Annotated in this window: 21 protein-coding genes; 9 read left to right on the forward strand and 12 right to left on the reverse strand. The window is 70.7% G+C overall.

Annotation, left to right across the window (positions count from 1 at the left end):
• Positions 1-3: 3 nt before the first annotated feature.
• Both OG842_RS40725 and OG842_RS40730 read right to left on the reverse strand, forming a co-directional pair.
• Complete coding sequence (locus tag OG842_RS40725) at positions 4-750, reverse strand: ABC transporter permease (protein WP_266737958.1); 747 nt, start codon at positions 748-750, stop codon at positions 4-6.
• On the reverse strand, positions 750-1730 hold the full coding sequence (locus tag OG842_RS40730; protein WP_266737956.1) for an ABC transporter ATP-binding protein: 981 nt from the start codon (positions 1728-1730) through the stop codon (positions 750-752). Before OG842_RS40730 ends, OG842_RS40725 begins: the two co-directional genes overlap by 1 nt.
• A gap of 262 nt (positions 1731-1992) precedes the next feature.
• On the opposite strand from OG842_RS40730, the gene OG842_RS40735 reads away from it, so the two are divergent.
• The gene (locus OG842_RS40735) at positions 1993-3411 is read left to right on the forward strand and encodes an FAD-dependent monooxygenase (RefSeq protein WP_266737954.1); all 1419 of its coding nucleotides are present in this window, start codon (positions 1993-1995) and stop codon (positions 3409-3411) included.
• Positions 3412-3710: 299 nt separating this feature from the next.
• On the opposite strand, the gene OG842_RS40740 is transcribed toward OG842_RS40735, so the two are convergent.
• Entirely contained in the window at positions 3711-5159 is a 1449-nt protein-coding gene (locus tag OG842_RS40740) for an MFS transporter (RefSeq protein ID WP_266737952.1), read from the reverse strand.
• 236 nt (positions 5160-5395) lie between these two features.
• Between OG842_RS40740 and OG842_RS40745 the strand changes: the two genes are divergently transcribed.
• Positions 5396-5908, forward strand: coding sequence for a YbaK/EbsC family protein (locus tag OG842_RS40745; RefSeq protein ID WP_266737951.1), 513 nt, complete (start codon positions 5396-5398; stop codon positions 5906-5908).
• Between the two features lie 25 nt (positions 5909-5933).
• On the opposite strand, the gene OG842_RS40750 is transcribed toward OG842_RS40745, so the two are convergent.
• From OG842_RS40750 to OG842_RS40765, 4 genes are all read right to left on the reverse strand, one after another.
• Complete coding sequence (locus OG842_RS40750; protein ID WP_266737950.1) at positions 5934-6497, reverse strand: CGNR zinc finger domain-containing protein; 564 nt, start codon at positions 6495-6497, stop codon at positions 5934-5936.
• Positions 6498-6525: 28 nt separating this feature from the next.
• Complete coding sequence (locus OG842_RS40755; RefSeq protein WP_266737949.1) at positions 6526-8226, reverse strand: ABC-F family ATP-binding cassette domain-containing protein; 1701 nt, start codon at positions 8224-8226, stop codon at positions 6526-6528.
• Positions 8227-8310: 84 nt separating this feature from the next.
• Positions 8311-9990: a ribosomal protection-like ABC-F family protein gene (abc-f, locus tag OG842_RS40760; RefSeq protein ID WP_266737947.1), complete on the reverse strand. Its 1680-nt coding sequence runs from the start codon at positions 9988-9990 to the stop codon at positions 8311-8313.
• A 195-nt stretch (positions 9991-10185) separates the two neighbouring features.
• A complete protein-coding gene (locus tag OG842_RS40765) occupies positions 10186-10452 on the reverse strand; it encodes a hypothetical protein (protein ID WP_323185929.1) in 267 nt (88 codons plus the stop codon).
• A gap of 226 nt (positions 10453-10678) precedes the next feature.
• Here OG842_RS40765 and pip point away from each other — a divergent pair, with 226 nt between their 5' ends.
• Positions 10679-11638: a prolyl aminopeptidase gene (gene pip, locus OG842_RS40770; protein WP_266737946.1), complete on the forward strand. Its 960-nt coding sequence runs from the start codon at positions 10679-10681 to the stop codon at positions 11636-11638.
• A 21-nt stretch (positions 11639-11659) separates the two neighbouring features.
• Here pip and OG842_RS40775 read toward each other — a convergent pair whose 3' ends face one another.
• Positions 11660-12511 (reverse strand): alpha/beta fold hydrolase, encoded by an 852-nt coding sequence (locus OG842_RS40775; RefSeq protein ID WP_266738132.1) that lies wholly within the window; start codon positions 12509-12511, stop codon positions 11660-11662.
• 77 nt (positions 12512-12588) lie between these two features.
• On the opposite strand from OG842_RS40775, the gene OG842_RS40780 reads away from it, so the two are divergent.
• The 3 genes from OG842_RS40780 to OG842_RS40790 all read left to right on the forward strand — a co-directional run bounded on the left by OG842_RS40780 (position 12589) and on the right by OG842_RS40790 (position 15261).
• Positions 12589-13212 (forward strand): sigma-70 family RNA polymerase sigma factor, encoded by a 624-nt coding sequence (locus OG842_RS40780; RefSeq protein WP_266737945.1) that lies wholly within the window; start codon positions 12589-12591, stop codon positions 13210-13212.
• Positions 13213-13384: 172 nt separating this feature from the next.
• Entirely contained in the window at positions 13385-14176 is a 792-nt protein-coding gene (locus OG842_RS40785; protein WP_266738131.1) for an NAD(P)H-binding protein, read from the forward strand.
• 89 nt (positions 14177-14265) lie between these two features.
• Positions 14266-15261 carry an AraC family transcriptional regulator gene (locus tag OG842_RS40790; protein WP_266737944.1) on the forward strand — a complete coding sequence of 332 codons (996 nt, stop codon included), beginning with the start codon at positions 14266-14268 and terminating at the stop codon, positions 15259-15261.
• A gap of 28 nt (positions 15262-15289) precedes the next feature.
• On the opposite strand, the gene OG842_RS40795 is transcribed toward OG842_RS40790, so the two are convergent.
• Positions 15290-15496, reverse strand: coding sequence for a DUF5988 family protein (locus OG842_RS40795; RefSeq protein ID WP_266737942.1), 207 nt, complete (start codon positions 15494-15496; stop codon positions 15290-15292).
• A 139-nt stretch (positions 15497-15635) separates the two neighbouring features.
• On the opposite strand from OG842_RS40795, the gene OG842_RS40800 reads away from it, so the two are divergent.
• The 3 genes from OG842_RS40800 to OG842_RS40810 are packed head-to-tail and all read left to right on the forward strand — an operon-like array spanning position 15636 to position 18149.
• The gene (locus OG842_RS40800; RefSeq protein ID WP_266737941.1) at positions 15636-15968 is read left to right on the forward strand and encodes a hypothetical protein; all 333 of its coding nucleotides are present in this window, start codon (positions 15636-15638) and stop codon (positions 15966-15968) included.
• A 51-nt stretch (positions 15969-16019) separates the two neighbouring features.
• Complete coding sequence (locus tag OG842_RS40805) at positions 16020-17579, forward strand: helix-turn-helix transcriptional regulator (protein WP_266737940.1); 1560 nt, start codon at positions 16020-16022, stop codon at positions 17577-17579.
• Positions 17580-18149, forward strand: coding sequence for a transcriptional regulator (locus tag OG842_RS40810; RefSeq protein WP_266737939.1), 570 nt, complete (start codon positions 17580-17582; stop codon positions 18147-18149).
• Positions 18150-18189: 40 nt separating this feature from the next.
• Here the strand turns inward: OG842_RS40810 and OG842_RS40815 are convergent, their stop codons facing one another.
• From OG842_RS40815 to OG842_RS40825, 3 genes are all read right to left on the reverse strand, one after another.
• Complete coding sequence (locus OG842_RS40815) at positions 18190-18963, reverse strand: class I SAM-dependent methyltransferase (RefSeq protein WP_266737937.1); 774 nt, start codon at positions 18961-18963, stop codon at positions 18190-18192.
• An 82-nt stretch (positions 18964-19045) separates the two neighbouring features.
• Entirely contained in the window at positions 19046-19444 is a 399-nt protein-coding gene (locus OG842_RS40820; protein ID WP_266737936.1) for a hypothetical protein, read from the reverse strand.
• Positions 19445-19492: 48 nt separating this feature from the next.
• Positions 19493-20071, reverse strand: coding sequence for a YdeI/OmpD-associated family protein (locus OG842_RS40825; RefSeq protein WP_266737935.1), 579 nt, complete (start codon positions 20069-20071; stop codon positions 19493-19495).
• Between the last annotated feature and the right edge of the window lie 289 nt (positions 20072-20360).

Consider the following 20360-nt stretch of genomic DNA (forward strand, 5'->3'; position numbering starts at 1 on the left):
GCCCTATGCCTTACGGCCCGAACGGCGGTAGGCGAAGGCCGCGTACGCGCCGAAGACCAGCAGCCAGACCACCAGCACCACGATGCCCGTCATGCTCGGCGCCTCGCCGTCCGTCGTGTTCCAGCCCAGTTCACCGAAGCGGTAACCCGGAGTCCACTTGGCCACCGAAGCCATCCAGCCCGGGAACTCGCTGATGGGGAACCACAGCCCGCCGACCAGTGCGAGCGCCAGGTTGCAGACGATGTTCGTGACGTTCGTGGTCTGGGACGAGAGCTGGTAGCCGTTGGCGATCCCGAGCATGGTGAACGGCAGCGAACCGACCCACAGCAGCAGCGTCAGCACGAGCCACTGCCAGGCGTCCAGCCGCACACCATTGACGATCATGGCCGTGAGCAGAACCACCACGATCGCCGGCAGCACCATCAGCGAGCCGGTCACCGCACGCCCGAAGACCACCTGTGCCGGAGACAGCGGCGTGATCCGCAGCTGCCGCAGCCACCCCACGGCCTTGTCCTCGGCGACCGCCGTGCCCGAGCTGAGCCCGGCGCTCAGCGCGCCGTACGCCGCCAGGCCCACCATCGCGGTCACGGCCCATTCGTCCGTCCCGCCGGAGCCGCCGCCGACATTGGTGAACATGATGTACATCAGCACCGGCGTGCCGATGCCGAAGATCACGAAGCCGGTGTCACGGAACGTACGACGCAGCTCAAGATTTACGTAGTTGGAAACAAGGGCGATCGAACTGGCCATCACGCGCCTGCCTTCGGGGTCTGGACAGCGGAATCGGACGAGGCGGAGGGGACGAACGGGCGGCCCCCGTCACGACCCGAGTGGTGCGCCGTCAGGGCCAGGAACGCGTCCTCCAGGCCCGCCGGGGCGACTTCGAGGCCCCGCGGCGTCACCACTCCCGGCAGGGCGCTCACCGTCGCGTCCGAGTCCGACGTACGCAGCCGCACCCGGCCGTCGACGATCTCGACCGACAGCACACCCGGCAGCGAGGCCAGGCCGTCCGGCACCGGTCCGTCCGGCACGGTGAAGGAGACCATGCTGGACCCCACCGTGTGCTTGATGTCGGCGCTGCTGCCGTCGGCGATCAGCTGGCCGCGGTCGATGACGACGATCCGGTCGGCGTTCTGGTCCGCCTCCTCCAGATAGTGCGTGGAGAACAGCACCGTCTTGCCACGGTCGGTGAACGCACGCATCGACTGCCAGAACAGCCGTCGGGCCTCCACGTCGAGCGCCGCCGTCGGCTCGTCCAGCACCAGCAGATCGGGGTCCCCGGCCAGCGCGATGGCGAAGCTGACCCGCTGGGCCTGGCCCCCGGAGAGCTTGTCCGCGCGCCGCCCGGCCAGCTCGGTCAGGCCCGCCAGCTCAAGCGCCTCGTCGACCGCCATCGGGTTCGGATACGTACGGGTCACGAAGGACACCAGCTCACGCACCGTCACCCGGGAAACCGGCTTGGAATCCTGCAGCATCGCGCCGACCCGGCCCTCGCCCACCGCATGGCCCGGGGCCTGCCCGAACAGTTCCACCGTGCCGGTGGTCGGGTCGTCCAGACCCAGCAGCAGGCTGATGGCCGTCGACTTGCCCGCGCCGTTGCGACCGAGCAGGGCGACTCTCTCGCCTGGTCCGATGGTGAGATCGAGTCCGTCGACGGCGCGCACCGCGCCGAACTCCTTGACAGCGCCGGTGAATCCAACCACCGGTGTCGCCCTGTGTGTTGTCGTCATGGGCGGAACTCTAATGAGGATGACCAGTCATTCGGTAGCCAGAGATGTAGGGATTTCAGTCGTACAGAAAACATCTTGTGACCGGCCGCTGCCATGGTGATCTGCGATTTCCCCGTACGCCACGGAAATTATCCCGGTTACCCCTACACGTACCCCTAGACACCCCTGTCTCTGGAGGGGTACGGGGTGAACGGATCACTGCGCCCCGATTCACCGTACGGTAGTTGGCGATTCCACACAGCGGGAAAGGACCGGGTGACCGATGACTGGAAATCGACGTGCCGTGGTGTTGGGCGGTGGTTTCGCCGGCGCACTCACCTCTTCGATGCTGGTCCGGTATGTCGACGACGTGACAGTCATCGACCGGGATGAATACCCGCACGGACCAGAGCTTCGCAAGGGCGTTCCACAGGCCCGCCACTGCCACATTCTGTGGTCCGGCGGCGCCCGAATCATGGAGTCGCTCCTCCCGGGGACGACCGACCGCCTGATCGAGGCCGGCGCGCACCGTATCGGAATTCCGAACGGCCTTGTTTCCTACACCGCCTTCGGATGGCAGCACCGCTTTCCGGAGTCCGAGTTCACCATCGCCTGCAGCCGCGCGCTGCTCGACTGGACCGTGCGCGATCAGGCGCTGCGCAACCCCCGGATATCGGTCCTCGACCGGACCGAGGCACTCGGACTGACCGGCACCGCCGAACGCGTCACCGGAGTCCGGGTACGCGACAGCGCCTCCGGAGAGGAACGGGTGCTGGAGGCGGACATCGTCGTCGACACCACCGGCCGCGGCTCCGCGATGAAGCGATGGCTGAGCGGCCTGGGCATCGCGGCTCCGCAGGAGGAGTCCGTCGACACCGGCATGGTCTACGCGACCCGGATCTTCCGCGCCCCCGAGACCGCCGGCGGCACGTTCCCGCTCGTCAGCGTGCTCGCCGACTCGCGCCAGGGCGGGCCCGGCCGCAACGCCGTGCTGATGCCCATCGAGGACGACCGCTGGATCGTCACGCTCTCCGGCACCCGCGGCGGTGAACCGCCCGCGGACGAGGCCGGGTTCATGGCGTACGCCCGGGAAAGCGTCCGGCACCCCCTGATCGGGGACCTGATCGCGGGCCTGGAACCGCTCACCGGCGTGCAGCGTTCCCGCTCCACCATCAACCGACGCCTGCACTACGACCGTCTCCCGGTCTGGCCCGCGGGACTTGTGGTCCTCGGTGACGCGGCGACGGCCTTCAACCCCGTCTACGGGCACGGCATGAGCGCCGCCGCTCGCAGCGTCGCGGCCTTCGAGAAGCAGATACAGCTGCGCGACCTGGATCCGGGCCTCGGCCGTGCCGTTCAGCGCGCCGTCGCCAAGGCGGTCGACGACGCCTGGATACTGGCCACTTCCGGCGATGTGAACTACCCCGACGTCGAGGTCGACAGCCGTGACCCGCGACTCACCGACGACGACGGCACCCGGCGCCGCGATTCGGACGTGATGAGCAGTGTGGCGACCCGCAACCGCGAGGTCAGCCGTGCCGCCGTCGGTCTGATGACCCTCTCCACCACCGTCGCCGAGATCCAGACCCCGTGGCTGCTCGCCGCGCTGCGCCGCGGATTCGAGGTCCCGGCGCTGACCGAGCCGCCACTGCGCCCGGAGGAACGCGCCGTACTGCCCGTACTCAGCCACGCCACGCGCTGAGACGGCGGTCCTGACAGCCGTTCACCCGGCCGCTCCACCCCAGCCGCTCCCCTCCGGCCACCACCGGAGCGGGGGTCGTCCGGACCCCCACGCCGTCTCGGTCATCCCCCGTCCGGGACGGCGTCGGGCACCCGGCACCGCGCCTCGCCGGCGCGCGCGAAGCGCAGCCGGCGAGGCGCAGCAGTATCCGCCCCGCCGTCCGCCGTCGTCCTTCGTCGTCAGCAGCCGTCCGCAGGCGTCCCTCGCCGTTGCCCACTGTCCGCAGGCGTCCCTCGCCGTCCGCCGCGAATCACCGCACGTCACCGGGACAGGCGTGAGGCCCAGGACCGGCGTGCGGTGGCCGTGGGGCCGGGGCGCAGGGCCAGGGCTATCAGGAGCCCCGTTGCGGCGAACCCGGAGCCGGTGGTGAACCCGGCGGACATGGTGTCGGCGAAGTCGGAGTACCCCGCCGACGCGGTGACCAGCAGTGCGATGCACAGTGAACCGCCGATGGCCTGGAACGCGTTGAGGACGCTGCCCGCCGAGCCGAGCTCGTGGGGCCGCAGCCGCGAGGTGGCCAGCACGGTCGCCGGAACCACACAGAACGTCATGCCGGCGCCGAGCAGGACCAGCGAGGGCAGAACCTCCGTCAGATACGCATCCCCGTACCGCAGGTGCGACAGCCACAGGTTCTCGACGGCGAGCGCGGTGGCACCGATGGCCATCATCGGCTTCGGCCCCAGGCGCCGTTCGATGCGCGGGGCCACCGCCGCGGTGGCGGCCATCGCCAGCGGTACCGGCAGCAGCGCGAACGCGGCCGTGAGCGCCGACCAGCCGTGGTGCTGCTGGAAGAACTGGCTGAGGAAGAAGTACGCGCCGATCAGCGCGCCGGGCAGCACCAGCATGCTGCCGAACGCCAGTGCCCGGTCACGGTCCTTGAACAGTGCGAGCCGCACGATGGGCTGGTCCGTACGCCGCTGCGAGCCGATGAACAGGGAGAGCAGCGCCAGTCCGGCCAGCAGTGGCCCCGCCACCCGCGCGGAGCTCCACGGATGTTCGCCGGCCTGCGACAGGCCGTACACCACCGCGCCGACGCCGGTCGCGGAGAGCAGCGTGCCGCGCAGGTCGAAGCGCCCGCGGACCCGCTCCGTCTCCTCGATGACGCGCGGTGCGAGCAGGACGATCGCCAGCCCCACCGGCACGTTCAACAGCACCAGCCAGCGCCAGGAGCCGACCGAGCCCAACGCCCCCGCCAGCAGCAGGCCGCCGGCCGTGGAGGACGCACCGACCGCCGTGCAGAGGGCGATCGCCCGCTTGCGGGCGGGACCTTCGGGGAAGGTGGCGAGCATCAGTACGAACCCGTTGGCCGCGGCGAACGCGGCCCCGGCGCCCTCCGCCGCGCGTACCGCGATGAGCAGCTCGCCACCGGTGACCGCGGCCCGTGCGGCGGCCGCGGCCGTGAACAGCCCCACGCCCGCGACGAACATCCGGCGCCGCCCCAGAATGTCTCCGGCCCGGCCGCCGAGCAGCAACAGCCCGCCGAAAGCCAGCAGATAGGCGCCGATCACCCAGGACGCGGCGAGTGTCGAAAGCCCCAGGTCCGCCCTGATCCCCGGCAGCGCGATGTTCATGATGGGGTCGTCGAGCTGGATCATCGCGTTGCAGCCGGCGATGACAGCGAGCGCGAGCGCGGGCCTGGCGCGCCGGCCGGGTTCCGTCGGGACGGCCGCCGCCACCTCCAGCGGGGACTCGGACACAGACGCGGACATGAACTGCCTCCCGTGGTACCTGGACCCAATGACCACGGCACGGTCTCAGGAATCGCTGGAGCAGCGTTCGAGACCCGTAGGAGGGAGAGCCGGAAGGAGGGAGAGCCGGAAGGAAGAAGAGAGCCGAAGAGGAGAGAGTGCGTTGTGTGGCACCGGGAGCGTCCGGATAGCGGTGAGCCGACGTCCCGAGCTGGTCACCACCGCGAGCTGAGCGTGCACTCACACACTCAGTGGCCATGACCACCACGACCTACCAGAGGCTGATCGACCTGCTGGGCGAGAACGACGCCCGCTACCGCCTCGTCGACCACGCCCCCGAGGGCCGCACCGCCCCGGCCAGTGAGCTCCGCCGCCATCCCCTCGCCCAGGCGGCCAAGTGCCTGGTCGTACGGGTGGCCCTGGGCCGGAAGGCGCGCCGCTACGTGCTGGCCGTGATTCCCGGCGACCGCAGGGTCGACCTCGACCGCCTGCGCGATCTGTACGACGGCACCGAGGCGTCGTTCGCCGCCCCCGATGTCGCCGAGGAACTGGCCGGCAGCGTGCGCGGGACCATCATCCCGTTCGCCTTCCACCAGGAGCTCGAACTGCTCGCCGACCCGGGCCTCCTGGCCCACGACGAGATCTACTTCAACGCCGCCCGCCTCGACCGCTCGGTGGCCCTGGCCACGGCCGACTACCAGCGACTGGCCGAGCCCAGGGTGCTCCCGATCGCTCGGCCCCGGGAGGCGCCCACCATCCTCCCCGCCTGAGCCCCGGAGGAACCGGGCGCGCCCGCTACTGTGCCGCCGCGGTGTGCGTGCTCTTCTTGCGCGCCCGGTAGGCGGCCGCCTTGATCTTGTTCCCGCAGGACTCCATGCCGCACCACTGCCGCCGCATGCCCCGGGAGCGGTCGATGTAGATACGGGTGCACTCGGGATTCCCGCACTCCTTGAGCAGGGGTACGTCCGGCCCGCTCAGGAGCTCGATCGCAAGGCGTGCCACGGTGGACAGGGCTTCGTCCGGCGTCGCTTCCGTCCAGCGTCCCGAGGCGGTGAGCTGCGGTGCGGCGGGCGGTTTGCGCGCCGCACCGTTCAGCACGTCCAGCGCCTCGTCGGCGTACTCCTCGCCGAGGCGGCGGGCCGTGACCAGCTGGTAGACGGCTTCCCGTACGGACTTCGCCCGATCGATGTCGGCCCGGTCGCCCGGGGAAACCGCGTCGACGATGCCGGATTCCAGGTACCACGCCCGTAGCCGCTCCGGCGTCACGAACATCTCGAACCGCACCGAGCGCCGTGCCCGGAGTGTCGCGGCGAAGTCGAGTGCCGGGTTTCCGCACACGAAGACATGATCCAGATTCACATCACCATTCTGGCAGGTGACGATCGCGTCAGCAAGGCTCGCACCCCGCCGGACCGCACCCCGCCGGACCGCCGGCGGCCAGCCGGATCTCGCGGCCCTGCCAGCGTCTGCGCAGCCAACGGTCGTGGCTGGCCAGGACGATCGCGCCGGGGCCGGTACCCAGGGCGGCCTCCAGTTCGTCGCACAACCGCGGGGACAAGTGGTTCGTCGGCTCGTCGAGCAGCAACAGCTCCGGCGGACGCGCCACCAGGAGCGCCAGCGCGAGCCGGCGGCGCTGACCGACCGACAACTGACCGACCGGCTTGTCCAGATCCGCCTCGTGCAGCAGGCCCAGCGAGCGCAGTGGGACCGTCTCCGCCCGCTCGGCGCCGAGCGAGCGCTCGTACGTCTCACGCCCGGTCCGGTCGGGGCGGCCGAACACGGTGTCCTGGGCCAGCAGTCCCACCGTCAGCCCCCGCCGCCGTCTCACGTCGCCCTCGGCCGCGAGACGCCCGGCGAGCACGGACAGCAGCGTCGACTTCCCCGCGCCGTTGCCTCCCGTGACGAGGAGGCGTTCGGTCGCCGTCACGTCCAGCCGCGGGACGTCGAGCCGGTCCGGCACCCGCACGTCGCGCAGCGAGACGAGGGCGCCGTCCGCCGACACCTCGTCGAGCGAAGTGGCGCCGAGCGCGGTGCCGGCGGGTGCGGCGACGGCGAGTGCGGTGCCGTGGAAACGCAACGGCTGCGGCGGCTCACCGGTCCGACGGCGTTCCAGTCCGTCCAGCCGGCGGGTGGCGTTGCGTACCCGCCGGGAGACCTGGCTCTGCACCCGCCCGGCGCGATGGCCGTAGCCCATCTTCTCGTTGTCGCGCCGCTCCCGGTCCGGTGCCACGAGGCGCGCGGTGACCCCGGCCGCGTGGCGCAGCGCCGCCAGTTCCTCCTGCTCCTCGGCGTACCGCCGTTCCCAGCGCTCCCGCTCGGCACGCTTCTCGGCCAGGTAGGCGCTGTAGTTGCCGCCGTAGCGGACCGGGCCGTCCATGGCCGGGTCGAGATCGACCAGATCCGTGCAGACGGCGTCGAGGAAGGCCCGGTCGTGGCTGGCCACCACGACGACCCCGGGCAGACCGCGCACCTGCTCCTCCAGGAACGCGGCGGCGCCGTCGTCGAGATGGTTGGTCGGCTCGTCCAGCAGCAGGGCCGAAGGGCGCCTGACCAGCAGCGCGGCCAGCGCCAGCCGACCGCGCTGCCCGCCGGAGAGGGAGCCGAGCACCCGGTCGTGCCGGAACGCGCCGAGGCCGAGTCCGTCGAGCACGATCGCGGCACGCCGGTCGGCGTCCCAGACCTCCCGCTCCTGGGCCTGTTCGAGCCGTCTGCCGTACGCGTCGAGCAGCTCGGCGTACCCGGGGGAGTCCTGCGGTACGTGGGCGAGCCGCTCGGTGAGACGGTCGAGCTCGGCCAGGTCGTCGCGGGCCTCGCGCAGGGCCTCGTCCAGCACGTCGGCGATCGTCGACGCGTCGTCGAACGGCAGCTCCTGGTGCAGGAAGCCCAGGTCGGCAGGGCGTGTGACGCTCCCGGCGTCGGGTTCGTCCACTCCGGCGAGCAGACGCAGCAGTGTCGACTTGCCGACGCCGTTCTCCCCGATCAGCCCGATGCGGTGGCCGGGGGAGGCGGTGAGGGAGACGCCGTCGAGGACCCGTCGGGTCCCCAGGGTGCGGACGACGTCGTGGGCGAGCAGGGCCGGTCGGGACATGGTGTTCCACCTGATGCGATCGGTGTTCGGCCCGCCGGGTGGGTGACCCACCTCGGGCGCGGGCCCGGTCAGCACATCAGCGGTTCACACCTCCGGCGCTCCCGTAACCGGCACTCCCGTCCCCGGAGTTCCCGTCTCGGGCGCTCCGGTCTCCGTCAGCTCACCGCCGGCCAGCCGCAGCCACCGGTCCACGCCGATCCGGGCGAGGAAACGCTCGTCGTGGCTGACCACCACGAACGCTCCCCGGTACGAGCCCAGCGCGCCCTCCAGCTGGCCCGCGCTCACCAGGTCGAGGTTGTTCGTGGGCTCGTCCAGGAGCAGCAGCTGCGGAGCCGGTTCGGCGCACAGCACGCAGGCCAGCGTGGCGCGCAGCCGCTCACCGCCGGACAGCACCCCGACCGGGAGATGGGCCCGGGGGCCCCGGAAGAGGAAGCGGGCGAGCAGATTCATCCGCTCCGCCTCCGTCCGGTGCGGTGCGAACGCGGCGAAGTTCTCGGCGACGGTTCGGTCGAGGTCCAGCAGGTCCAGCCGCTGCGAGAGGTAGGCGATCCGGCCGTCGGCCCGCTTGATCTGCCCGCTGTCCAGCCCCAGTTCGCCGTTGAGCAGCCGCAGCAGTGTGGTCTTGCCCGAGCCGTTGGGACCGGTCAGCGCGATGCGTTCGGGGCCCCGGACCGTCAGGTCGACGCCCGCTTCGGCGAACAGGGCCCGCCCGCCGTGGCGTACCTGCATCTGCTCGCCGAGGACGAGTGTGCGTCCGGCGGGCACATCGGTGTCCGGCAGGTCCAGCGTGATGCGCTGCTCGTCGCGAAGGGCACGCCCCGCCTCGTCCAGCCGGGCCTTCGCCTCGCTGACCCGGGACGAGTGCAGCTGGCCCGACCGGCCCGCGGACTCCTGGGCACCGCGCTTCATGTTTCCGGCGAAGATGCGCGGCAGGCCCGCGCTCTTGAGGTTGCGGGCGGCATTGCTCGCCCGGCGCTCGGCGCGTTCGCGGGCCTGCTGCATCTCCCGCTTCTCCCGCTTCAACTCCTGTTCGGCGTTGCGGATGTTCTTCTCGGCGACCTCCTGCTCGGCCCGCACGGCCTCTTCGTACTCGGTGAAGTCGCCACCGTAGAAACGCAGTTCGCCGCGTTCGAGTTCGGCGATGCGCTCCATGCGGTCGAGCAGCGCCCGGTCGTGGCTGACCAGCAGGAGACAGCCGTTCCAGTCCTCCAGCACGTCGTAGAGCTTGTGCCGGGCGTCGAGGTCGAGGTTGTTGGTCGGCTCGTCGAGCAGCAGTACGTCGGGCCGCTTCAGCAGCTGGGCCGCCAGGCCGAGCGAGACGACCTGGCCGCCGCTGAGTGTGTTCAGGCTCCGGTCGAGGGCGAGATCGGCGAGGCCGAGCCGGTCCAGCTGGGCCCGGGTGCGTTCCTCGATGTCCCAGTCGTCGCCGATGACCGTGAAGTGCTCCTCGCCCACGTCCCCGGACTCCACGGCGTCCAGGGCCCGGATCACCTCGGCGACGCCCAGGACCTCGGCCACCGTGAGATCACCGGTCAGGGGGAGGCTCTGCGGGAGATAGCCGAGCGTGCCACCGACGGACACGGAACCGGTGCCGGGCCGCAGCTCGCCGGCGATCAGCTTGAGAAGGGTGCTCTTGCCGGAGCCGTTGGGCGCGACCAGGCCCGTCCGGCCGCTGCCCATGGCGAAGGAGAGGTCGTCGAAGACCGGGGTGTCGTCGGGCCAGGCGAAGGACAGGTTCGAGCAGATGATGGCGGCGTCGGACATGGAGAGACCTCGAATGAGATACGGGCAGGCACGGACTGCTGCCCGGGACATGGAAGAAGGGGACGACTGAACGGCCACGACGGCGATGCTCCTGGGCATCGGCCGGTGGCCTGACAGAACGGGGTCTCACCCCGAGATGTCGTCGTCACCCACCATGTCTGGTCTCCTCAAAACGTGATCAAGGCTCTCGCGAGCTTAGCAGCAGCCCCTCGGCGGCCTCACGCAATTTCTTGCCGTACGACGGTCGGACGGCCGGCTACAGACCGCGAGGTCGGCGGCCAGGCAGGAGAAGGACATCCACGAGCCCTCCGGGTTGTACGCATCCCTCGCGGACTCCTTCGGCGAGGCGGGCTTCACCTCGACCATGTCCTGGTAGGGGACGCGCTCGGGCAGCTTCCCGAACCGCTCGTGCCGGGCCGCTGCGGCGCTGTCCATCGTGTTCGCGGCGTTATTGGCCTGCATGGCCGGACTCCGCTCCGTGCGTGTCGAAGTGCGGACATCGAAGTGCGGCGGTGCGGCGGTGCGGCGGTGCGGCGGTGCGGCGGTGCGGCGGCGCCGCGGGCCCGTGTGCCATGACTGTTCCACGCGATTCGTCACCGGTCAAACAGGTGACGCCGTCGACTTGTGCGTATGGTGTTCGGCTTGTGCCTTCGACGAACTCGACGAACTCGATGTAGGAGAACCGGACATGACAGCCCCGTATCCACCGATCGACCCCTACGACCACGGGATGCTCGACACCGGCGACGGAAACCTCGTCTACTGGGAGACCTGCGGAAACCCCGACGGGAAACCCGCCCTCGTCGTCCACGGCGGCCCCGGTTCGGGCTGCTCGACGGGCCCGCGCAAGTCCTTCGACCCGGAGCGCTACCGGATCATCCTCTTCGACCAGCGCGGCTGCGGCCGGAGCACACCCCATGCCGCCGACCCCACCACCGAGATGAAGCTCAACACCACCGAGCATCTGATCGCCGACATGGAGCAACTGCGCGAACACCTCGGTGTCGAACGGTGGTTGCTGTTCGGCAGCTCCTGGGGGTCCACGCTCACTCTCGCGTACGCCGAACGGCACCCGGAGCGGGTGTCGGAGATCGTCCTCGCCGCTGTCACCAGCACCCGCCGCTCCGAGATCGACTGGCTCTACCGGGGTGCGGGCCGGTTCTTCCCGGATGCGTGGGAGCGATTCCGCAACGGTGTCCCCGAGGCCGACCGCGGGGGCGACCTCGTCGGGGCGTACGCGCGTCTCATGGGCAGCCCCGACCCGGACGTACGGGCCAAGGCCGCGACCGACTGGTGCGCCTGGGAGGACGCGGTCCTGTCCGCGGAGCCGAACGGCTCGCCCAACCCGTACGGCAGCAGGCCGCCCCGGGCCATGCTGGCGCTCGTACGGATCTGCTCGCACTACTTCGCACACGGAGCCTGGCTGGAGGAGGGTCAGCTGATCCGCGATGCGGGACGCCTGGCGGGCATCCCCGGCGTCCTGATCCACGGCCGCCTCGACATCAGCGGACCGCTCGACACGGCCTGGGAACTCGCCCGGGCCTGGCCCGGCTCGGAACTCGTGGTCATCGAGGACTCGGGCCACAAGGGCAGCGCCGCCATGAGCGCGGCCCTGTACGAAGCGTTCGAGCGATTCGCGCAGGAGTAGCCGGCAGGAGGGGTGCGGGCGTCAGCCCAGGAACGCCGCGACGGTTGCCGTGAACCGGTCCGCGTCGTCGAGCCAGGGATAGTGACCTGCCCCTGGCTGTACGACGAGTTCGGCATCGCGGAACGACTCGCCCGCCTCGGCCACCGACCGGGGCGGGCTGTTCACGTCGAACTCTCCGGCGAGCAGCAGGACGGGGGCCGCGAAGCCGGCGAGCGCCGCACGGGTGGCATCCGGCGCGAAGGCACCCTCGGCCGCGAAGAGGGCGACGGCCTCCTCGTTGTCCGGCCGGCTCGCCGCCAGGTGCTGCCGCGCCGTGTCGTCCCACCGGCCGTAGAAGAAGGGGCTGATGGCCTCCCAGTCGCTGCCGGTTCCCCCGGTGACCGCCTCCAGGGCGGCGTACGCCGTCGGGAACCACGGTTCGTCCCTGCGAAGCCGGGCGAGTTCACGTCGCGCCTGCCCGGTGATCGTGATTCCGAGGGCCCGGGTGCCCGGGGCGATCAGGGCGAGCCTGCCGACGTTCTTCGGGTGACGTGCCGCGTACTGCGTCGCGAGGTTCGCTCCGGCCGAGTGGCCGAGCAGATCGATCCGAGGGAGTCCGAGGTGGGTGCGCAGGGCCTCGACGTCCTCGACGAGGCGGTCGCAGCGGTAGGAGGAGGTGTCGTCGGGGATCGCGGACCGTCCGGTGCCGCGAAGGTCCAGGACGATCAGCCGGCGGTGTGCGGACAGGCCGCCGAGGTCGCCGAGGTAGCGGGAGTCCGCGGGACCTCCGGGGATGCAGACGACCGGGTCGCGGTCGCCATTGGTAGAGGCGTCTCCGCCTCCGTGTATGCGGTAGGCGATCCGGGTTCCGTCAGGTGCGCAGAAGGTGGGCATGGCAAGGACCATGCCAGTCATAACCAAGTTGTACAACCTGGTTATGACTCGGAGGGGGCGAGGTGTATAACCGATACATGGCAGGCGAAGAGAGCACGGACCGGGTCCCCGAGGCGCTGACCGAGGAACAGGCCGGGCGGATGCTCGCCGACATGAACGAGGTCATCCGCGCGGGCGAGGAGATGCGGAAGCTGCGCGCCGAAATGATCAAGCTGTTCATCGGCTTCGGCTGGACGCAGGACAGGATCGCCCGGCTCGCGGCCATGAGCCAGCCCGCCGTGTCCAAGCAGCTGGCGAAGTACCGGCTGGACGACGAACCGCCGCCCCCGATGGCGCTCTCTCTCGACCAGTACGACATCCCATGGCTCGAAGGACGCCTGTGGGCCCTTGCCGAGGAGATCTCGGAGACCCTGGGTGACACCGCCCGCTGCACCCGCTACGTCAACGACTTCGCCCGGGGGAAGAAGCGCTTCACCCCCGAGAACGTCGACGAGCTGCGACGCCTCGTCGAGGAGGACCTGAGACGGCACCGGGCGACGATGCCCGGCCGCTACCAGGAGGCGTACGACAGGATCGGCCGAGGCCTCGACGTCCCCCCGAAGGCGACCACCGCCATCCCGGCCTCCACCACCACATCGGCCTCCGTGCGCCGCACCCTCGCACACCGGATCCAGCGAGACCGGCTCAGGGGTGACGCCTGACTGACGGGATCCGACTTTGGACGCACGCGTATGGAATTGAGCGTTGTGGCTATGGTTCGTCTCGCCGGGGCAGCGTTGACTGATCGGCATGACGAACGAACAGAACATCCAGCAGAGCACTCAGCAGGACATCCAGCAGGACATTCAGCGGGCCGACTCGAAGACGATTCTCGTGCTCGGCGGCACCGGAAAGACCGGGCGCCGTGTGGCGGAGCGGCTCACCGCGCAGGGGCTGCCGGTGCGCGTGGGATCCCGTAACGCCGAACCGTCCTTCGTGTGGGAGGACCCCGACACCTGGGAGGCGGCGCTCGACGGAGTCGGAGCCGTCTACGTCACCTACTACCCCGACCTCGGGTTCCCCGGAGCCGCGGAAGCCGTCGGCGCCTTCTCCGAGCTCGCCGTGAAGAAGGGCGCGCGCCGGCTGGTACTGCTCTCCGGACGCGGTGAAGAGGGCGCGGTCAACAGCGAGAACAAGCTCAAGGAGTCGGGCGCCGACTGGACCGTCGTGCGGGCCAGCTGGTTCAACCAGAACTTCAGCGAGAGCTTCTTCCTTGAGCCCGTCCTCGCCGGTGAGCTCGTGCTGCCGACCGCCGACGCGGTGGAGCCGTTCGTGGACGTCGAAGACATCGCCGACGTCGTCACCGCCGTACTCGCCGACGAGAAGCACATAGGCAGGACGTACGAGCTGTCCGGGCCCCGGTCGCTGGGCTTCGGTGATGTGGCCGCCGAACTGTCGCAGGTCACCGGCCGGGAGATCACGTACACCCCGGTCTCCCTCGACGACTACCGGGCGTTCCTGCGGGAGAATGAGCTGCCCGTCGAGTTCGCCGACCTGTTCGCCCTGATCCTCGACGGGCGCAACGCCGACGTCGTCAACGGCGTGGAGGAGGTCCTCGGCCGCGAGCCGCGCGACTTCTCGGCATTTGCGAAGGATGCCGCCGCCACCGGCGTCTGGAACGTCTGACAACGCCCGGCAGTACCCGGCAGCATCTGAGAGTGCCCGGTACGGATTCGGCCCGGCGCCGCGCCCTCGAGCCGAATGGGGATCACCACATGGACGTACTCACCGGACTCCTGGACGGGCCGAAGGCGCGCGGCGCCTTTCTGCTCAAGTCGGTCTTCGACCCGCCCTGGTCGCTCCGCGTCGAGGACCGGGCTCCGATCTCCCTGGCCACCATGGTCCGGGGCAGCGCCTGGGTGATGCCCGACGGCGGTGTTCCGGCCCTCATCGGTCCCGGCGACATCGCCGTGCTGCGCGGCCCCGACCCCTACACGGTCGCCGACGCGCAGGACACCCCCGTCCAGGTCACCGTCGGCCCCGACCAGCGCTGCAGCACCACCGTCGGCGAGGACGTCACCGACACCATGGCCCTGGGGGTGCGGACCTGGGGGGACCCGCTCGGGCAGGGCTCGTCCGTCATGCTCAGCGGTACGTACCAGGCGCCCGGCGAGATCGGACGCCGGCTGCTGGGCGCCCTGCCCACCCTCCTGGTGCTGCCCGCCGCCCTCGACGACAGCCCGCTCGTACCCCTGCTGGCCGAGGAGATCGGCCGCGACGAGCCGGGACAGGAACTGGTCCTCGACCGCCTCCTCGACCTGCTCTTCGTCAGTGTGCTGCGCGCCTGGCTCGCCGAGCCGGACGCCGGTGCGCCGGCCTGGCATCACGCCCGGTCCGACCCCAGGGTGGGGCCCGCACTGCGACTTCTGCACGGTGATCCGGCCCATGCGTGGACGGTGGAGTCGCTGGCCCGCAAGGTCGGTGTCTCCCGGGCGGGCCTCGCCCGCCGCTTCACCGAGGTGGTGGGGGAGCCGCCGATGACCTACCTGGCCACCTTGCGCCTCGCCATGGCCGCCGACCTGCTGCGCGAATCGGACGTCACGGTGGCCACGGTGGCGCACCAGGTCGGCTACAGCAGCGCGTTCGCGCTGAGCTCGGCGTTCAAGAGGGTGCGGGGGGTCAGTCCGCAGGAGTACCGCAGGAGCGGCGCCTCGCAGATCGTCCTGCCCTCGGCGACTCCGTCCCGGACCGTGGTGCTGGGCGGGGTGTGACGTCCCGATCCGCCCGAGGAGAGGGGCCCTACCCGGGGACCTCCGTGCGCTCCCACCACTCGTAGACGGGCAACTGCCCCTCGGCCGTTTCCTGGTGGCGTGCCGTGGCCCTGAAGTGTTCGTACCCGCCACGGAACGGGATCTTGATGTCGGGCCCGGGCGCGGTGAGGGGGACGATCCGGTCGGGGAGATCGTCCGGTCCGCCTTCGAGGACTGCTTTCGCTGCGTCGGTCATGGCGAGAGTTTCTCCGGGCGGTGGTCCGGCTCCTCCGTGACGCGCCGAAGGGCTCACCGCAGCCTGCCGCGCCCCACTCCGACGGCGTGCATGGTAACTTTCCAACAAGTTGAACAGTATGGCGCCGGGAGGTGGGCGGGTGCTGCAGATCCAGATCGGTGCCGAGCGCGCGGCGGACCCGGACGACCGCCTGTTGCGGACCACCCTCGGGTGGCGCCGGGGCATGAGCGAGGACGAGGCATGGGAAGTCGGCCGGGGCATCTGGAAGTTCAACGCCGACCGGGCCCTGTCGCAGGACGAGGTGCAGATCATCAACACCGAAGGCACCGTCCTCGCGGTCGCCAGGATCATCGGCATCTCCAAACACGGTGACCGTTACGCTCTCGAAGGCGAACTCCTGCGCGCCGACCCCCGTGTCGGCCGCCCGACCAGTAGCCCGCATCTGTCCCGCAACCCCGTCACGTACATCTGATGCGTCCGACGGGCCTCATGACACCTCAGTCGCCGCGAAAGGAACGCTCCGGTGAGTGACTTCGACGCCATCGACGCGTTGCTCGCGGACGTCGGTCCGCAGGCCGAACTCCCGCCGCCGGACGTCCGGCGCGAGCTGCGGGAGCAGGCCAGGCTCTCCAAGGCCCAGGTGGCCCGAGCGCTCGGCGTGAGCCCCAGTACGGTCGGCGCGTGGGAGGGCGGCCGTGAGCCGTCGGACGAGATCCGCGCCAAGTACGCGTATCTGCTGGACGGACTGGCCGCCAAGTTCCCCGCCGGGACGGGGCAGGAAACGGCGCCCGCGGAGGACGAGGCCGAGGTCGAGGGCGAGACCGGGGACGAGAGCGCGGGCGAGGGCGAGGCAGGGGACGAGGTGGAGTCCCTCGCCGCCGCCGAGCCGTGTGTGCTGTGCGGAGCACCGGCCAGGCACCGGGTGGCGGGCTTTGCCCAGCACTTGGACCCGTCCGACTGCCGACCCGCGACCGCGACACCGTCCACCGTCGAGCAACCGACCTCCACAGAGCCGACTGCTGCGCCGTCCACCGCCACGCAGCCCACACCACCACCATCCCCCGCCCGGCCCGTCCGGGGCCCGGCCAAGCGTGCGTTCCAGGAGCAGTCCGGGCCCGGGGACCTGATCGGGCAGACGGTTCAGGCGGTGCTCGCCGAGCACCGGGGCGACGTCGAAGCGGCCCTCGCGGCGCTGCTGAAGCGGGCGATCCCGGACGCGATGCGGCTGCTCGACGAGACCCGCAAGGGCGCGCGGTACGACATCGTCGCGCACCCGTGGATCCCGGACATCCTGCGCAAGCAGACCTCCAAGGGCGCGGACCGGATCTGGGAGGCGCGCCCGAAGTGGACCCGCCATGAACTGCCGCCCGGCCGCCACGAGGTGACCGCACTCGACATCAACGGCGCCTACCTCTCCGCCCTGAAGACCCACCTCCCGCTCGGCCAGCTGGAACACAGCGCCGGATTCGCCCACGACCGCCGCCGCGCCGGCGTCCACCTCATCACCCCGCCCGAGTGGGAGCACGGGGCGGTGCTGCCCAACCCGATCGGCAACCGGGACGAGCCCGGCCCGCTGTGGGTCACCGAACCGACCCTGCGCCTCCTGCTGCGCCTCTCCGGTCCCAAGCACGCCCTGTGCGCGCCCCCGGAGATCCACGAGTCCTACACGTCCGGGGCTACGGAGAACCTGCTGGAGAAGTTCCGCGTCGCCCTCAAGGAGGCCAGGGACACGGCGATCGCCGACGGCGACGAGGTGACGCTGGAGTACGTGAAGGCGATGTACTCGAAGTTCGTCTCCACGATGGGGGAGTCGAACTACAACCGCGAGCTCTACCGCCCGGACTGGATGCACATCATCCGCAGCCAGGCGTTCGCCAACCTCTGGATGAAGGCCCTCAAGGCCCACGACGAGGGACTCACCGTCGTACGCGCGATGGGCACCGATGAGCTCCACGTGATCGGTGACTGGCACCGTGTCTTCCCCGAGGGTCGAGGCGTGACCGAGGTCAAGACGAAGGACACCTACACCGCGGGCAGAGACGACTCCGAGGACACCGGGGTCATGTCGGGGGAGGAGGAGTAGATGCCCGAGAGGACCATCGACTTCGGGAAGTTCGGCGCCCGGGGCATCAAGGGCAGTGACGCCGTCGCACGCAAACTCGACGAGCTGGCGGACGGCGTCGTCACCCCGGTGACCGTGAAGCGTGGTCTGATGGCGCGCCTGCACTATCTGACGAGGACGGAACACAGCCGCAGGGCGGCCAGGGACGCCGGGCTGACGGTGACCGACCGGACGCTGAAGGCATGGCTGGAGGAACGGCGCCGGCCGTCGAACGCCAACCTGGAGCGCATCGACGCCGCCTACCGTCAGGTGCGCCGCCAGAACGTCGCCCGGTATCTCCTGCGGCGCCTGAACGCCGGCGGCGGGACGCGGGTGGAGATCCACCCGCTGAACCAGTCGCAGGTGCCCCGGCCGCTCCAGCGACTGGTTGAGTACCGCACGATGAACGTTCGCCGCTGGGACCGCATCGTCGAGGCCTGGGCATCCGGCGACCAGCAGGGCCTGGACGACGCCTGGGAGGACGTCATCGTCGACCTCGGCTCCCAGTGGGGCCAGTACGAGTACGTCACCAACATCGGCTTCGCGGCGTAGCCGACCGGCCCCGACGCCTTGCGGGAAATGCTCGGCCTGCTCAGCCCGCTCGGTCCACGGGGACCAGCGTGAGGTAGGCCATCCCGAGCACTCCCCGGTAGCCCCGCAGCCAGCTCGCCCGGTGCCGGTCGACCCGCTCGCGCGTCTCCTGCGACAGCGGGTGGTCCGGGTGAGCGGCGAGCCACTCCTCCACGTCCGACTGGTAGCCGGACTCGAAGTCCTCCCACTCGTCCTCGCCGGCCGTCTCGATCCAGGCGGGCCGGAACCCGGCGGCCGCCGCGACTTCGACGAGTCCGGCCAGGTCGTGGAGTTCGTCGGCACGGGCGTCCGGCCACATCGCGGCCAGTTCGGCGGAGGTGGGAGAGCGCTGCCAGAAGGTCTCGGCGAGCAGGACCCGCCCCCCGGGCGCGACGATCCCGCGCAGCGCGCGCAGCGCGTCGGCGCTGTGCCGGGGCGGTTCCTCGTCGCTGAGGGCGTGACTGGCCCCGAGACACAGGACGAGGTCGGCAGGCCCGTGCGACGTTTCCGCGGCGGACCCCTCGACGAACTCCACACGGTCGGTCAGCGCACGGGCCTCGGCGTTCGCGCGCCCCCGGGCGAGGTCCTCGCCGTTGAGGTCGATGCCGATCCCGGTCGCCCCCGGCACCGCGTCGAGGACGCGGAGCATCAACTCCCCCCAGCCACAACCGATGTCCAGGACCCGCGCCGGGGCGGCCCGGCCGAGCCGGTCGACGATCCGCGCGGCTCGCGCCTCGGAGAGCGGACCGTGGAAGGTGAGCCGGGTCAGGCGCGGCGGAAGATCGTTCTCAGTCATGCGGCGCAGGCTAGCTCCGACGGGTCCGCCATGAACACCGAGTTATCGCGCTGCCGAGTCGGACCGGGCGGAGCCGACGCGGTCAGAGCCGATACGGCCACAGACCGACGTTCTTCTTCCCGACTCGGACCTCGACCCATGCCGCGTCGACGCCGTCCGGCGGTGGCGGAACCGCGAGTTCGAACAGGAGCAGCGCGCCACTCACGTCCAACAGTGCCGTGCCGTCCCCGGTGGGACTCAGCCGGCCCCGGAAGACGATGTGTTCACCGTCCTCCCGGAATCCGGGCGGGCCGGAGGCGGCCGGCCGGGTGTTCGCCGCCCAGACGATGTCCTCGTCGACGGTCCACTCGACATGGTGCTCGCGGCCCACGTCCTCGGGGGCACCGTGCCAGAGCACCACGGCGGTGCCCACCGCGCAGCGCACTCGGACCCTCGCGGGCTTCGACGGGACCTGCCGCACCGCCTCTGTCCGGACCATCATCCCGTCATCATCGGCGAAGCCGCCGCTCAGCCGGACACCGCCCTCGGCTCATTCCGGCGGATCCGCGTGCGCCAGCCGGTGCAGGGCCTTGTCGAGCCGGGCCTTCCGGGTCTCCGGGGTGAGCGCCTGGAGCAACGGCAGGATCAGCTGGTAGCGCCCCGACCGGTCGAGAGCCTCGAACGCCTTCCTGGCCCCGGGATCCGCGTCGAGCGCCGCCACCAGGTCCGGCGGTGCCGTCGCCGTCCGCTGCGACTCGTACGCTGCCGCCCACCGCCCGTCCTGCTGGGCTCTGCGCACCTCGGCCAGCCCGGGTTCACGCATCCGTCCCGCGGCCGTCAGCTTCGCCACCTTGTCCACGTTCACCTGCGACCACAGGCTCCTGGGGCGGCGCGGCAGGTACTTCTGGAGGTAGTACTGCTCGTCGAGCGACCGGCGCTGTCCGGAGATCCAGCCGTAGCACAGCCCGATGTCGACCATCTCGTCGTCGGTGACCGTCGCGATGCCGGACTTCTTCTTGGCCACCTTGATCCATATGCCGGTGCTGTGTGTGCCGTGCTCGGCCAGCCAGCTCTCGAACGCCTCGGCGTCCGTGAACGCGATGACCTCCACCCCGTTGATCTCGTCCATGCGGCTCAGATTATCGGCCGGCGGACTGTACCGTTGGGGCCGCCCGATGCCGGGGCATCGAACGCCCCACGAGGAGCCAGGACATGCCCGGTCGCCCGAGCACGCGTTGACACCGCAGGCCGTGACCGGCCTGTCATCGCGTGCTGCCTCCGATGTGCGGCACAGCGAGCCTTCCCCCGCCCGAACCGTCGGCGCAGCCGCCGTACGCCGGGTGGCGGGCACCTTCTTCGGCAACCCGAGGGATTCCTGTGCCGTCCGCTTCCTCCTCCGTTCCTTCTCCCACTTCCCT

This window comes from Streptomyces sp. NBC_00376 (assembly GCF_036077095.1).
GTDB lineage: Bacteria > Actinomycetota > Actinomycetes > Streptomycetales > Streptomycetaceae > Streptomyces.

Bases quoted from the DNA above. Each gene is read 5' to 3' on its own strand.
- OG842_RS40730 (WP_266737956.1), bottom strand. From the start codon at position 1,730: ATGACGACAACACACAGGGCGACACCGGTGGTTGGATTCACCGGCGCT.
- OG842_RS40735 (WP_266737954.1), top strand. From the start codon at position 1,993: ATGACTGGAAATCGACGTGCCGTGGTGTTGGGCGGTGGTTTCGCCGGC.
- OG842_RS40775 (WP_266738132.1), bottom strand. From the start codon at position 12,511: ATGCCCACCTTCTGCGCACCTGACGGAACCCGGATCGCCTACCGCATA.
- OG842_RS40790 (WP_266737944.1), top strand. From the start codon at position 14,266: ATGGACGTACTCACCGGACTCCTGGACGGGCCGAAGGCGCGCGGCGCC.
- OG842_RS40815 (WP_266737937.1), bottom strand. From the start codon at position 18,963: ATGACTGAGAACGATCTTCCGCCGCGCCTGACCCGGCTCACCTTCCAC.
- pip (WP_266737946.1), top strand. From the start codon at position 10,679: ATGACAGCCCCGTATCCACCGATCGACCCCTACGACCACGGGATGCTC.
- OG842_RS40825 (WP_266737935.1), bottom strand. From the start codon at position 20,071: ATGGACGAGATCAACGGGGTGGAGGTCATCGCGTTCACGGACGCCGAG.
- OG842_RS40745 (WP_266737951.1), top strand. From the start codon at position 5,396: ATGACCACCACGACCTACCAGAGGCTGATCGACCTGCTGGGCGAGAAC.
- OG842_RS40780 (WP_266737945.1), top strand. From the start codon at position 12,589: ATGGCAGGCGAAGAGAGCACGGACCGGGTCCCCGAGGCGCTGACCGAG.
- abc-f (WP_266737947.1), bottom strand. From the start codon at position 9,990: ATGTCCGACGCCGCCATCATCTGCTCGAACCTGTCCTTCGCCTGGCCC.
- OG842_RS40765 (WP_323185929.1), bottom strand. From the start codon at position 10,452: ATGCAGGCCAATAACGCCGCGAACACGATGGACAGCGCCGCAGCGGCC.
- OG842_RS40755 (WP_266737949.1), bottom strand. From the start codon at position 8,226: ATGTCCCGACCGGCCCTGCTCGCCCACGACGTCGTCCGCACCCTGGGG.
- OG842_RS40725 (WP_266737958.1), bottom strand. From the start codon at position 750: ATGGCCAGTTCGATCGCCCTTGTTTCCAACTACGTAAATCTTGAGCTG.
- OG842_RS40740 (WP_266737952.1), bottom strand. From the start codon at position 5,159: ATGTCCGCGTCTGTGTCCGAGTCCCCGCTGGAGGTGGCGGCGGCCGTC.
- OG842_RS40795 (WP_266737942.1), bottom strand. From the start codon at position 15,496: ATGACCGACGCAGCGAAAGCAGTCCTCGAAGGCGGACCGGACGATCTC.
- OG842_RS40820 (WP_266737936.1), bottom strand. From the start codon at position 19,444: ATGATGGTCCGGACAGAGGCGGTGCGGCAGGTCCCGTCGAAGCCCGCG.
- OG842_RS40810 (WP_266737939.1), top strand. From the start codon at position 17,580: ATGCCCGAGAGGACCATCGACTTCGGGAAGTTCGGCGCCCGGGGCATC.